This is a genomic window from Pseudomonas sp. KBS0707 (assembly GCF_005937945.2).
GTDB lineage: Bacteria > Pseudomonadota > Gammaproteobacteria > Pseudomonadales > Pseudomonadaceae > Aquipseudomonas > Aquipseudomonas amygdali.
The window spans coordinates 3072573-3085966 of sequence record NZ_CP041754.1; the positions used below are offsets into that span (position 1 = coordinate 3072573).

General features: G+C 59.2%; 5 protein-coding genes and 4 pseudogenes. 3 read left to right on the top strand and 6 right to left on the bottom strand.

Going from position 1 to position 13394, the window contains the following annotated elements; translation table 11 throughout:
- Positions 1-18 precede the first annotated feature (18 nt).
- Positions 19-1014 carry an ABC transporter permease gene (locus FFH21_RS14470; RefSeq protein WP_041924810.1) on the bottom strand — a complete coding sequence of 332 codons (996 nt, stop codon included), beginning with the start codon at positions 1012-1014 and terminating at the stop codon, positions 19-21.
- A gap of 42 nt (positions 1015-1056) precedes the next feature.
- A pseudogene (locus tag FFH21_RS14475) lies at positions 1057-2097 on the bottom strand (sugar ABC transporter ATP-binding protein); the annotation flags it as partial.
- Between FFH21_RS14475 and FFH21_RS29990 the strand changes: the two are divergent.
- A pseudogene (locus FFH21_RS29990) lies at positions 2097-7859 on the top strand (amino acid adenylation domain-containing protein); the annotation flags it as partial. The pseudogenes FFH21_RS14475 and FFH21_RS29990 sit on opposite strands and share 1 nt — an antisense overlap.
- Here the strand turns inward: FFH21_RS29990 and FFH21_RS14490 are convergent.
- The 4 genes and pseudogenes from FFH21_RS14490 to FFH21_RS14505 all read right to left on the bottom strand — a co-directional run bounded on the left by FFH21_RS14490 (position 7852) and on the right by FFH21_RS14505 (position 11893).
- On the bottom strand, positions 7852-8955 hold the full coding sequence (locus tag FFH21_RS14490) for an IS5-like element ISPsy19 family transposase (RefSeq protein ID WP_004663854.1): 1104 nt from the start codon (positions 8953-8955) through the stop codon (positions 7852-7854). The pseudogene FFH21_RS29990 and the gene FFH21_RS14490 overlap by 8 nt on opposite strands.
- 59 nt (positions 8956-9014) lie before the next feature.
- Positions 9015-9341, bottom strand: a pseudogene (locus FFH21_RS30595) (LuxR family transcriptional regulator); the annotation flags it as partial.
- 281 nt (positions 9342-9622) lie between these two features.
- Positions 9623-11060 (bottom strand): annotated as a pseudogene (locus FFH21_RS14500) (coniferyl aldehyde dehydrogenase).
- A gap of 152 nt (positions 11061-11212) precedes the next feature.
- Positions 11213-11893: a TetR/AcrR family transcriptional regulator gene (locus FFH21_RS14505; protein ID WP_011168751.1), complete on the bottom strand. Its 681-nt coding sequence runs from the start codon at positions 11891-11893 to the stop codon at positions 11213-11215.
- A gap of 163 nt (positions 11894-12056) precedes the next feature.
- Between FFH21_RS14505 and FFH21_RS14510 the strand changes: the two genes are divergently transcribed.
- Positions 12057-12482 carry a DUF2147 domain-containing protein gene (locus FFH21_RS14510; RefSeq protein WP_005732110.1) on the top strand — a complete coding sequence of 142 codons (426 nt, stop codon included), beginning with the start codon at positions 12057-12059 and terminating at the stop codon, positions 12480-12482.
- A 28-nt stretch (positions 12483-12510) separates the two neighbouring features.
- Positions 12511-13392, top strand: a complete 882-nt coding sequence (locus FFH21_RS14515; protein WP_010210556.1) for a TorF family putative porin — start codon at positions 12511-12513, stop codon at positions 13390-13392.
- The last annotated feature ends 2 nt before the right edge of the window (positions 13393-13394 follow it).

Consider the following 13394-nt stretch of genomic DNA (forward strand, 5'->3'; position numbering starts at 1 on the left):
TCAGTCGTTCATGCCGGTTTAGCGTTTTTTCTTGCGCCACACGTCAATCAACACCGCAAACACGATAATCAGGCCCTTGGCGACCTGCTGGTAATAGGAAGACACGCCGAGCAGGTTCAGGCCGTTGTTGATCACCCCGATCAGCAATGCGCCGAACAGTGTGCCGACGATGCTGCCGGTGCCTCCCGACAGGCTGGTGCCGCCGATGACCACCGCGGCGATGGCGTCCAGCTCATAAGACATACCGGCCTGGGGCAGGGCGGAGGTGGTTCTGGCGGACAGCACCACGCCAGCCAGCCCTGCCAGCAGCCCGGAAACCACGTACACCGAAAACATCACCTTGCGCACACCGATCCCGGAGGTGCGTGCGCTCTTTTCGTTGCCGCCGACGGCGTACACATAGCGGCCATAAGTGGTGTAGCGCAGGACCATCCAGAAAATCAGCGCGACCACGGCAAAGATGATGATGGGCACACCAATCGGGCCGACCCTGCCGATGCCCAGCGCCAGATACTCTTCGGGCAGGTCTGTCACCGGGCTGCCATCATTGAGGATGAAGGTCATGCCTCGGGCGATACTGAGCATGCCCAGAGTGGCCACAAACGGCGGGATTGAAAGGTTGGCGACCATGAAACCGTTGACCACGCCTAGCATGGCCCCGGCGAACATCCCGGCGCTGACCGCAGCCAGAAGGCCGTAACCCTGCGTTGCCACCAGTGCGCTGCACAACCCGGCAAACGCCAGAATAGAGCCGACGGAAAGGTCGATGCCCTTGGTCAGGATGACGTAGGTCATGCCGACCGCGAGAATGCCGTTGATCGACGTCTGGCGCAGAATGTCCATCCAGTTGCGCCAGGTCATGAAATATTCGCTGGCAAAGGCCATCACCAGGCACAGCAGAATGAACACTAGCGGCAGGCCAAAGCGATCAACGGACAAGCGCAGGCGGCTGCGTGGCGCAGTGGTGGCAGTGGTGGCAGTGGTGGCAGGGGCGACAATGGTTTTGGCATTCATGAGGCAAGACTCAGCAGGACTTCCTGGGAAAGATCGGCATCCGCGTACGAACTGATCCAGCAGGTGATAGATTTCCTGTTTGGCGCCCTCGTCAATGCCTCGGGTCGGCTCGTCGCAGAGCAGGCAGACCGGCTCGGTCGAAAGGCATTTGGCGAGAACCACTTTCTGCTGGTTGCCGCCGCTCATCGACGCAACGGGCAGATCCAGTGATGCGGTCTTGATCTGCAGGCGCCTGACCATGTCTTCGGCCAGCTTGTGCTCTTTGCGCGCATCGATCAGCGACCAGTTCGACAGCTGTCTATAAGCCGACAAGGCGATGTTGGAAAGAATGCTGCCACTGAGCACCAGGCCGCTGTCCTTGCGGTCTTCGGTGACCAGTGAAACGCCTGCGCGGATGGTTGCCTTGGGCAGACCGATCGGCATGGGTTTGCCTTGCAGGGTGACACTGCCCGAATCGGGCGTGGTCAGGCCGTACAGGCAGTTGAGAAACTCGCTGCGACCCGACCCCATCAGCCCGTAGATGCCGAGAATTTCACCGTGGCGCACGTGCAGGCTGATGTCTTCGAATTCGCCGTTGCGGCTCAGGCTTTCGACATTCAGGCAGCACTCGGCGGCGCATTCACGACCCACCTTGTGGTCGATGCGCTGCAACTCCTGGCCCACGATACCGCGCACCAGGTGTGCCCGGTCGATATCAGCCATGCGTCCGCTTTCGACGAAAGCGCCATCGCGAAAGATGCTGTAGTCGTCGGCAATCTGCGCCAGCTCGCTGAGGCGGTGAGAGACATAGATGATGCCTGCGCCTCGAGCAGCCAGTCGGCGGATGGCCTTGAACAGGGTTTGCGCCTCGCGCTCGCCAATCGCCGAGGTGGGCTCGTCCATGATCATCACTTCACAGTCGTGACTAAATGCCTTGGCTATCTCCACCAGTTGTATCTGCGCCACACTCAGCAAGTGCATGGGGCTGGTGGCGTCGACATCGAACTCCAGCTCTTCCAGCAGCTCGCGGGTGCGCCGATTCAATTCCTTGCTGTCAACGATGCACCCGGCCCAGCGCGGTTCGCGGCCCAGCCAGATGTTCTCGCACGCTGCTGATCGGCGGCGACCGCCTTCGTCAATTTGTTCATAACCGCCGTTATGCGGTGGTCAACAATTATGGACCGACCGAGACGACGGTATTCGCCACCTCTGGCCAGATATTGGCCAACGGCTCACTGCACATCGGCGGCCCCATCGCCAACACACGGGTTTACGTGCTCGATGAGCAATTGCAGCCAATGCCCGTGGGCGTTGCCGGTGAGCTTTACATCGGTGGCGCAGGCGTTGCGCGGGGTTACCTGAACCAGCCGCAATTGACCGAAGAGCGGTTTGTCGTCGACCCGTTCAGCGATGTCGAACAAGCGCGTATGTACCGCAGCGGTGACCTGGTGCGCTGGAACGCCGATGGAACCCTGGATTATCTGGGGCGCAACGATGATCAGGTGAAGATTCGTGGCATGCGCATCGAGCTGGGGGAAATCGAGGCGATGCAGGCCGGCCTGGAGGGTGTCAAGGATGCGGTGGTACTGGTTCGCGACTTGCAGCTGCTGGCCTGGTTCACTGAAACGTCTGCGCTCGACACCGACGCACTGAGCCCTGCGATGCGGGCGCGACTGCCGGGTTACATGGTGCCACGCGCGTTCACGCGTCTGGCTTCACTGCCGCTGACGGCCAACGGCAAGCTTGACCGTCGCGCGTTGCCTGACCCGGCCCCGGCGTACCTGCTGGGGCAAGCCTATGAGGCACCTAAGAGCGAGGTGGAGATCGCAATGGCGGCCATCTGGGCGCGAGTCCTGGGTGTGGAGCGGGTAGGGCGACACGATAACTTCTTCGAATTGGGCGGTCATTCCTTGCTGGCCGTGAACCTGGCCGAGCAACTGCGCAAGGCGGGGCTGACGGCAGATGTGCATGCGCTGCTCAGCCAGCCGACACTGGCTGCGCTGGCCGCTTGGCAAAACGATGCTGCCAACGTGCAGGAAATCTACCCGCTGGCACCGTTGCAGGAAGGCATTCTTTACCATCATCTGACCGCCGGGGACAGTGATCCCTACCTGTTGCAGCCGCAGTTCGCGTTCGCCGACGTGTCGCGGCTGAACGCTTTCTGCGATGCATTGCAGCGGGTGATCGAACGCAACGATATGCTGCGCACCGTGTTGTTCTGGGAAGGTTTGCAAACGCCGGTGCAGGTGGTCTGGCGTCAGGCTCCCATGCTCGTTCAAGAGACAGCGCTGCACGACCTTTTCAATGCCCCACGCATGGACCTTACTCAAGCACCGCTGCTGCATCTGGTTTATGCCCATGACCCGGCCAACCACAGGATTGCGGCGGTTCTGCGTTACCACCATGTGATCATGGACCATATTGCCCTTGATGTACTGAGCCATGAATTGCAGGCCGTACTGCTGGGCAACGAAGCTTCGCTCGTCGCGCCCGTGCCATACCGAAATTACATTGCCCACGTCCTGCAAGGGCCTGGCGACGAGGCCCATGAAGCGTTCTTCCGCGAGCAGTTGGGCGATGTCGATGAGCCAACCCTGCCTTACGGCCTGGTAATGGCATCGGCAGATCAGATTCCTGGCGAGGCCAGACTCACACTGGACATCGCCCTGTGCCGTCAGGTTCGTGATCAGGCAAGGCAACTGAGCGTCAGCGCCGCTACTTTGATGCACCTGGCCTGGGCTCAGGTCCTGGGGCAGTTGTCCGGGCGCGACAGCATGGTATTCGGCACCGTACTGCTTGGACGGTTGCGCGGTGGCGAAGGCGGCGAGCGGGCCTTGGGTGTGTTTATCAACACCTTGCCGCTGCGCATGGACCTGGGCGGGCATTGCGCGCGCAGTGCGGTGCTCGACCTGCACGCTCGTCTGGTCGGCATGCTCACCCACGAGCATGCTCAGTTGGCACTGGCCCAGCGATGCAGCGCCTTGCCGGCTGGCGCGCCGCTGTTCAATACGTTGCTCAACTACCGCCACAGCGCTGTGCCTGAGGTCGATGACCAGGCAAGCAACGCTGCATGGCAAGGGATTGAGGTCGTGCATGCAGAAGAGCGCAGCAACTACCCGCTGACCCTGTGTATCGATGACTTCGGCGATGCGTTCAGCCTGACTGCCCAGACTGCGCCGGGTATTGATCCGCAACGGATTTGCGCTTATGTGCAACAAGCCCTTGTCCATTTGGTGCAGGCACTGGAGCAGCAATCGGAAACGGCTTTGATCGAATCATCGGTGCTGCCGGAGGCTGAACACGCGCTGTTGTCGGCCACTTTCAACAACACCCGTCGTGAATACCCCCGCGAGCAGCTCGTGCATCGCCTGTTTGAGCGCCGTGCTGCGCTGCATCCGCATGCAGTGGCTGCCGTGCATGGCCGCCGTTCGCTGACTTATGGGGAGCTGAACGAACGTGCCAACCACCTGGCCCATTACCTGCTGGGGCAAGGTGTGAAGCCCAATGAGCATGTGGCGATTCTGCTGCCTCGCTCGCTGGAACTGGTGATCAGCCAGTTGGCGATCGGTAAATGTGCAGCGACCTACGTACCACTGGACGTCAACGCGCCTGCCGAGCGGCAGCATTACATGCTTGATGACTGCCAGGCGAAATACGTGTTGACGCAGAGCGCCATGTCGACAGGCTCATCCGTGCGGCGTATTGATCTGGACCGCCTGACTCTCGACGACCAGCCTGCGCATGATCCGGGGCTGCCACAGGCCTCTGATACAGAGGCTTACGTCATGTATACCTCTGGTTCGACGGGTGCGCCAAAAGGCGTACGTGTCGCCCATCGCGGTGTCACCTGACTGGTATTGAACAACGGGTATGCTGACTTCAATGAGCAGGACAGCATCGCTTTTGCCTCCAATCCGGCGTTCGATGCAAGCACCATGGAAGTCTGGGGTGCGTTGCTCAACGGCGGGCAGTTGTTGGTGATCGAGCACACCACGCTGATTGACCCGATGCGTTTCAGCGCGGCCCTGCGTCAGTGCAATGTCAGCGTGCTGTTTTTGACCACCGCGCTGTTCAACCAATACGTGCAACTGATTCCAGAGGCACTTGGGGGGCTGCGCCTGCTGCTTTCAGGCGGAGAGCGCGCAGACCCGGCCAGCTTCCGCAAACTGCTTGCCCAGGCACCGGGTCTGCATCTGCTGAACGCTTACGGCCCCACCGAGACAACCACCTTCGCCACTGCCTGCCAAGTAAGAACGCTGGCCGATGAGGCCGAGTACGTGCCTATCGGTCGACCCATCGGCAACACCAGTGTTTACGTGCTCGACGCTCATCAGCGCCTGACACCGCTGGGAGCTATCGGCGAGCTTTACATCGGTGGCGACGGTGTGGCGCTGGGTTATCTGAATCGCCAGGATCTGACCGATGAGAAGTTTATTACCGACCCGTTCAGCGATCAGCCTGGCGCCATGCTGTACCGCACCGGCGATCTGGGTCGCTGGCTGGATGACGGCCAACTGGAATGCCTGGGACGCAACGACGATCAAGTGAAAATCCGTGGCCTCCGTATTGAGCTGGGCGAAATTGTCAATTGTCTGCACCAGTTGCCGGGGGGCAGAGAGGCCGTTGTTCTGGCTCGTGAGGACGAGCCGGGCAATGTACGTCTGGTTGCCTATTTCACCAGCCAGCCGGAGTCCGATGCCCCCGGGCCGGAGCAAATGCGTGCGCATCTGCAGGCCAACCTGCCTGAATACATGGTTCCGGGAGCCTATATAGAGCTGACCGCGCTGCCGCTGACTGCCAACGGCAAGCTCGACAGCCGTGCACTGCCCAAACCGGATCACTCGGCGCTGCTGGGGCTGACCTACAAGCCACCGCAGGGTGAGATTGAAGTGACTCTGGCGCAGATATGGGCTGAAGTTCTACAGATTGAACAGGTAGGCCGCCACGACCACTTCTTCGATCTGGGTGGGCATTCCTTGCTGGCCATGCGCATGGTGTCGCAGCTGCGTCAACAGATGGGCATGGAGTTGCCGTTGGGCGAGCTCTTTGCGCTGGGCGAGCTGGCTGCCGTCGCCAGTGCGCTGGCCGGTGCCGGGCGCAGTGAACTGTCGTTGATCCTGCCTGCACCGCGTGATCAGTCGTTACCGCTGTCGTTCGCCCAGCAGCGCTTGTGGTTCCTGGCGCAGATGGAGGGTGGCAATGAGGCGTACAACATCCCGCTGGCCCTGCGCATACGGGGCTTGCTGGATGTAGCTGCGCTGACCGCTGCTGTATCACGGATCGTCGAGCGCCACGAAACCCTGCGCAGCCGGTTCATCGCCTGCGAAGAGGGCGCAGAGGTGGTGTTTACTGCGCCTGCGGCCATGCCGGTCCTGCATGTTGAAGATCTGCGTCAAATGCCGGAAACACTGGCCGAACGTGTTGCTGTAGAGGCTACCGCAGCGTTCGATCTGACGCGTGGGCCGCTGATTCGTGGCTGCCTGCTACAGGTGGAAGACGAGCAGCATGTGTTGTTGCTGACGGTGCACCACATCGTCGCCGACGGTTGGTCGCTGGGCGTGCTGACTCGCGAATTGCTCGCGTTGTACCCGGCATTGCATCAAGGCAAGGACGATCCCCTGCCAGTCCTGGCTATTCAATACGCCGACTATGCGGTATGGCAGCAGGGCTGGATGAGCGGCGAGCGCTTGCAACATCAGGCAGCCTATTGGCGACAAGCCCTGGAAGGCGCACCGACGCTACTGACGCTGCCTGCCGACCGGCCCCGCCCGGCGCAGCAGGACTTCGCCGGTGCCAGCCTGAACGTGCGGCTGGACGGTCCACTGACGGCAGGCTTGCGAGCGCTGGCGCAACGGCAAGGCGTCACGCTGTACATGACCTTGCTGACCGCATGGGGCGCATTGCTGGCGCGTCTTTCCGGTCAGACCGAAGTGGTGGTCGGCAGCCCGATTGCAGGACGCGGTCGTGCGGAGCTGGAAGAGCTGATCGGGCTGTTCGTCAACACCCTGGCCGTGCGCATCGATACACCCTCGGCGCTGACCGGTAATGCATTGCTGGCACAGGTCAGGGAGCGGGTACTGGAGGCTCAGGGTCATCAGGACCTGCCATTCGAGCAGGTGGTGGAAATTGTCCGGCCGACCCGCAGCCTGGCTCACTCCCCGTTGTTCCAGACCACGCTCAACTGGCTGGCCGGGGAAACCTCGTTACCGGACATGGACGGTTTGTCGCTGAGCGTGGTCGAGCAGGAGAGTCAGGTCTGCAAGTTTGATCTGTCGTTGAACCTCAGCGAGCAGGGCGATGCGCTGTTTGGCACGCTGGAATACGCAACCGCGCTGTTCGATGAGCCCACGGTGCAGCGATATTACGGCTATTTCGAACAGTTGCTGCATACACTGGTGAATAATGAAAACGCGGTGCTGGGTGATATTCCGCTGGTGGGTCCGCAGGAACGTGAGTACCTGCTCGAGAGCCTTAACGCCAGCGCGGTGAGTTTCCCGCAAGGTCAAACCGTTCATGGCCTGATCGAAGCTCAGGCCGCACGTCAGCCTGAAGCAGTCGCTGCCCGGGTTGGCGAGCAGTCGCTGAGCTACGCAGAGTTGAACCGCCAGGCGAACAGCCTTGCCCATTATCTGATCAGCCTTGGCGTGCGCCCGGATGATCGGGTGGCGGTGATTGCGCGCCGCGGGCTGGACACGCTGGTGAGCCTGCTGGCGATCCTCAAGGCCGGTGCCTGCTATGTGCCGGTGGATCCGGCGCATCCCGAGGAACGCCTTGGCTACTTGCTGACCGATAGCGCACCGGTGGTGGTACTTACTCAACAGACCTTCATCGCACGCTGCTTAGAGGGTGTAGACAAAATCATGTAGTGAGTCGGCGCGCGAGTATTCGAGCCTCGGCCAACCAAACCCATGCCTCGCTTACCGCAAAAAGGCGATCATGATGCATGATCAGTCGCCGAGCTCTCTCATTCCAGGCATGAGTTCGCTCCACTACCCATCGCTTGGGCATGACCACAAATCCAGTCTGAACAGGCTCCACGGAAAATAGATCGCCTTGTTCAGAGTGCCATTGCCCTGTTCTTCTGTTATTCGGGCCACGGATCACTTGAACATCGATAGCGTGCAGTTGATGGGTGCGCTGTGCCCATTTTCCTGCGTACGCACTATCAACAAAAAGCGTGCTCAGTGACGGATATTTTTCCTTCGAGTACGCCACCGCATCATCCGCCGCGTCACGATCCTGCACGCTTGCAGCACTGATACTGACAGCCAGCAGCAGGCCCAATGTATCGACAATCAGACTTCGTTTACGCCCCTTCACTTTTTTGCCTGCGTCGTAGCCGCTGTCACCGCCTTGAGGAGAACTGCGGGTCGACTGTGAATCCAGGATCGCTGCTGACGGGCTGTCAGCGCGTTCTTCCCGCTCACGCCATTGAGCTCGCAAGCGATCATGCATTTGCTCGAACTTGCCTTGAGCGCTCCACCGGCGGAACGTTTTGTAGACATTGTCCCAATGAGGAAAATCGCGGGGTAGCATTCGCCATGAGCACCCCGTGCGTACGACATAGCAACAGGCTTCCAGCAACGTGCGCCGAGAGTGAAGCGGTGGCACTCCTCGTCCGCCCTGGCTTTCAAACAGGTCGGCGACCAGTGCCCACTCGGTATCTGTCAAGCAACTCGGATATAGCTGCTCCGGCAGTTGGCGGCGGTGGGTTTCATTGTAGCCATAGGCTTTATTAGGTTCAGGTGACTGAAAACTTCCCTTGGCCCGCTGCTTTACACGCGTAATCCCTGCCATTTTCAACGCTTTTGCAAAGGTGTCGGGATGCGCAGTGATACCGGTTTCGGCGAAGAATACGAGCGCCAATTCGGCCTGGCTGGAATAGGGCTGTGCATGAGCGAGTTTCACCAGCACGGGATAGTGCTCGGCGGCAATCGAGCGAGGACGTCCGGTTTTAGGCATGGCTTGAGGGCTATTCAGACAAGGGAGTGAAAGTTTAATTTATTTTGTCTACACCCTCTTAGCTGACGACGTTCATTGTCCGAAAACTCATGCGCAGGCAGCGCCCTGAAGACGGTTATCTTGCAGCTGAAGTTCTCCGAGGCCTGCGCGGGATAAAGATGGATCGAGTCGCTGAGCAACAGGGTGCCGGGTGAGGACGTCACCGTTTCGTTGAAAACCGTGGGTGCCGACGCGGGCAACGTTCGCCATGGCTGTGGCAGTGAGGAGAGGTGGGTGGCATCCACGGCAAGCTGAGTATCGATAAGCTTGTGGAACATGCTGGAAAAATGGCCGCTGCCGATGCTGGCTATGGCCCTGCCTATGTGGGGTAGTAGTGTGTGTGGCATTGAGTCATCCATGATTTCAGAAATGCTGACGCTAGCTTAGACGTTAAACGCAAACAGCGGTCACATCAACTTGGCCGTGGGTGATGTGGCCGCTAGATGCCCGCGTTAGATGCCTCTTAGAACACGGCTAGTTGAAGTGAGCCAAGAATAACGATCTGATGTTACATAAATACTGGGTCATCACAAACAGTGATTATCGTTGGCGGTGCGAAAGGCAGGGCAGGCGGGCATATCGAGCCGGGGCGACGTCCTGTCACCTGACGCGGTTGCTCGGCAAGCGTCTATTTGCCGAGCATGAAGCGGGTTACAAGGCGTGTCAGCCGTCCATAAAGGTGCCGAGACCTTGTCAGACATGTTGAAGCGACTCAACTTGAGAACACCGCGTGCATGGGACAGACGAACGAAGCCCTCATAGCCGTGATAGGCCCCAGTGCCACTTTGCCCGACGCCGCCGAACGGCAGATCATCCTGAGTCGCGTGCAGCATGGTGCCATTAATGGTCACACCACCGGATTGTGTCCGGTTCAGCACCTGATTCACGGACGTCTGGTCGTTGGAAAAACAGTAAAGGGCCAGAGGCGCGGGGCGATCATTGATGAAGGCTATGGCTTCATCCAGGGAGTCATAGGCAAGTATCGGCAGCAGCGGACCAAAAATCTCTTCCTGCATCAGGTCCGCATCGAGCGGTACATCCGTGAGCGCCATGGGCGCAATTTTACGTTCGAGGGTCGACACCGACGCACCGTGTTGCCATGCTTTCGCCCCTTTTGAGAGGGCCTGATTAGCCATGCTCACGAGGCGGTCGTGGTGGCGCTGAGAGATGATCGAGGTGTAGTCCGGGTTACCTTCGAGTGTCGGATAAAGTTTTTTCGCAGCGGCCAGCCACTCGCCGGCAAAACTGTTTACATGTTCGCGCGGGACCAATATGTAGTCGGGTGCGACGCAGGTCTGCCCAGCGTTGAACAGTTTGCCGATAGCAAGCATCCGTGCCGCTTTTTTAATCGAATAGTCGTCGCAGATCACTACCGGTGATTTGCCGCCCAGCTCCAGTGTCACCGGCGTCAGGTTACGCGCAGCCGCCGCCATGACATGGCGACCTACATGGGTCGACCCGGTGAACACAAGGTGGTCAAAGGGCAGCTCACTGAACTGGCTTGCCAGCAGGGCATCTCCCGTGACCACTGTGACCTGTTCGGCAGAGAAAGTTTCACCCAGCAATTGCCGGAGCAGCTCAGAGGTTCTGGGGGTCAATTCCGAAGGTTTGATCATCACCCGGTTGCCCGCTGCCAGTGCCTCTATCAAGGGCACCAGCGTCAGCGTCAGCGGATAGTTCCAGGGCGCGAGAATGCCGACTACGCCCAGCGGCTGATAAATGACCTTGGCAGTCGCGGGCTTGAAAACAATACCCACCTTGCGTCGGGAGGGGCGCATCCACGCCTTGAGATGCGAGCGGATATGCTTGATGCCATTGATGACAGGCATCAACTCGCCGAGCCTGGTCTCAGCGAACGAGCGGTTGCCGAAATCTGCGCTGACCGCTTCGAGCAACCTGTCCTGATTGTCGCTGACCACTCGCAGAATGGCGTTGAGGTCGGCGATTCTTTGAGCGTAAGAGGGCACCCCTTGAGAGCGAGCTGCAGCTTTCTGCGCCTCAAACAGCTCGGTTAGCCCCGGAGCGGGAGACGGCGTAGTGGGCGTGATCCTTGCGGGCTGATTCATGAAGCTGCTCCTGTGGCTGCGTGTTTTTATAAGATAGATGCAGTGTTGCGATTACGTTCTGGCTCACGTAACCGTACAGAACCATCGCCAACCGATGAAGGGGCGATCCGGCCGGTTCAAGTGGCCGAAACGGTCAACCTGTTTTCGCGTATTCATTTGTCAGGTGCAGGTTCGGGATCAAGGCGATCCAGATGGCTGACGATCATTGCCGCTACCATGGCGCAGGTCTTCGCCGGGTCCAGGGGCTCATCGAACAGCAATTCGATGGTGGCGTGAATCATCTCGACCGCCACACGGGCAACCATTGCTATTTGCTTGGGGTCAGCCTCGGGAATAGCGCTGGCGATGATCGTGGCCTGGGCTTTGGACACCCTGCGGTGAGAGTCGAGCCGCACATGCTCCAGCGCAGGAACCGCCCTTAAAGCCTTCAGCGTCCACATGCCGCCCAGCGTGGCTTCGGTAACCCGGTAAGTATCCAGAATCAGTTCGGCAAGCGCCTGCTCCAGAGCCTGCGGCGTACCTGCGATCAGCTCGGGGGTGATCCAGTGATCAATCCGCTCGTTCTGTTTCTCCAGCAAACGTTCGCCAAGAACCGTCAACAGCGCGTACTTATTGGGGAAATAGCGGTACAGCGCTGGCGGTGTAAGGCCAGCCCGTTCGCACACCAGATTGGTCGACAAGCGCTCTATACCGACCTCGCACAAGGTGTTCGCGGTGGCGACCAGAATACGTTCGTAGGTTTCAGTAGCGCGTTGCTGCGCAGGCAGCTTCTTGCGTTCGGCAGTTTTGCCTGCGACCTGCGCAGGAAAGGGTTCAGTTTTCAGCCTGGCCATAAGTACCTGTCAAAAAAGAGTGGGGCGTCAGCAGGACGGTCGAAAAAAACAGTTGCTCCACGATAAAATGATAGCTATAACTATCGTGTAGCGATGACTATCATAACTGAAGCGTCGTTAGTGTTACGGTCTGTTAAAACAAAAAATAAAAAAAGGTGACGCTATGAACGCACGGCAATGGCTTTTCCTCTCTTCTGTTCTGATGTGCTCCACCGGTATTCATGCTGCTGCGGGACCGCTGGAGGCAAAGGGCCTTTGGTTGACGGCGGAAAAAGACGCCGTGGTCAAGCTTGACGACTGCGCAGACAAGGTAGGCGCCATCTGCGGGCAGGTTGTCTGGGTCAAGGATGTTGCCTCGACGTCGAGTGACTGCGGTGTACAGATTCTACAGCTGACCCGCTATGACCAGGATGCCTGGCGCGATGGCTGGGTGTACGACCCCCGTGATCAGAAAAAATATAAGGGCGCTGTCCGGGTCAAGGACGGACGCCTCAATGTAAGGGCTTTTGTCGGCACCGAAGTTCTCGGCAAGACAGAGCAATTCGAGCGTATCGCAACACTGCCTCCTGCCCCGGTTTGCAAATTGTAAATCCGGCCCTTCAGCGTGGGAGAGAATCATGCGCACTTATACAACTCGCTATGTAATGGCTGCAGCATTGTGCTCCGCAGCAGGCAGCACCCTGGCTATCGCCGATGAAATGTCGAGCTATGCGGTGGATATCACCGCCAAGGCCAGCTCGGACATTCGCACCCGCGGCATTTCCGATTCCCTGAATCGCCCAGGGGCCAGAGTAACCATTCAGGTCGCTCATGAAACAGGCCTGGTGGCGCTTGCCGAATTTTCTACGGTCAGCAAGAAGCAGTTCCTCGACGGTGATGGTCTGGGAGTGCTGCTCGCAGGGGGTTATCGCTTTGGCGATCCCGATGCCTGGCACTATGGTGTAGGGCTGGCGGCGGAGATGTTTCCGGGGGCTCAGTTCAAAGCGCCCAATCGCTTCGACTTCGAGACCTTCACGCCGGGCGATGAGCATACGACCAATTACAACAGTCAGTTTGCCGTGCTGGAAATCGGTTATGGCGCACTTGAAGGCCGAATTGCCAGGGTGCTGTCGAAGAACTACCGGGGTGCCAACAGCGGTGGCGTGTGCGGGGCGCAATTGCAGTTCCGTGAAGACCCGACCAAAGGCCTGGAATGCTACGCCAAGGGTGACCAGAACTCCCGAGGCAGCATGTTGTATGACCTGGATTATAAATACGCGCTGGGCATCAATACCAACCTCAAACTGCACGCCGGTTATCAGCAGATCGCCAACTTCTCGGAAGCGAACTTCGCTGACTACGGCGTAGGTCTGGTCCATCACTGGTGGGGCTTTGACTGGGGACTCGACTGGGTGACGACCAAGACCCGGGCGCGTGAGCTGTATATGGCCGAAGACGACGGACATGTGCGAACCACGGATGGCAATCGCTGGGTGGCGTCGATTTCCCGCACATTCTGAGT

Bases quoted from the DNA above. Each gene is read 5' to 3' on its own strand.
- FFH21_RS14470 (WP_041924810.1), bottom strand. From the start codon at position 1,014: ATGAATGCCAAAACCATTGTCGCCCCTGCCACCACTGCCACCACTGCC.
- FFH21_RS14490 (WP_004663854.1), bottom strand. From the start codon at position 8,955: ATGCCTAAAACCGGACGTCCTCGCTCGATTGCCGCCGAGCACTATCCC.
- FFH21_RS14505 (WP_011168751.1), bottom strand. From the start codon at position 11,893: ATGGCCAGGCTGAAAACTGAACCCTTTCCTGCGCAGGTCGCAGGCAAA.
- FFH21_RS14510 (WP_005732110.1), top strand. From the start codon at position 12,057: ATGAACGCACGGCAATGGCTTTTCCTCTCTTCTGTTCTGATGTGCTCC.
- FFH21_RS14515 (WP_010210556.1), top strand. From the start codon at position 12,511: ATGCGCACTTATACAACTCGCTATGTAATGGCTGCAGCATTGTGCTCC.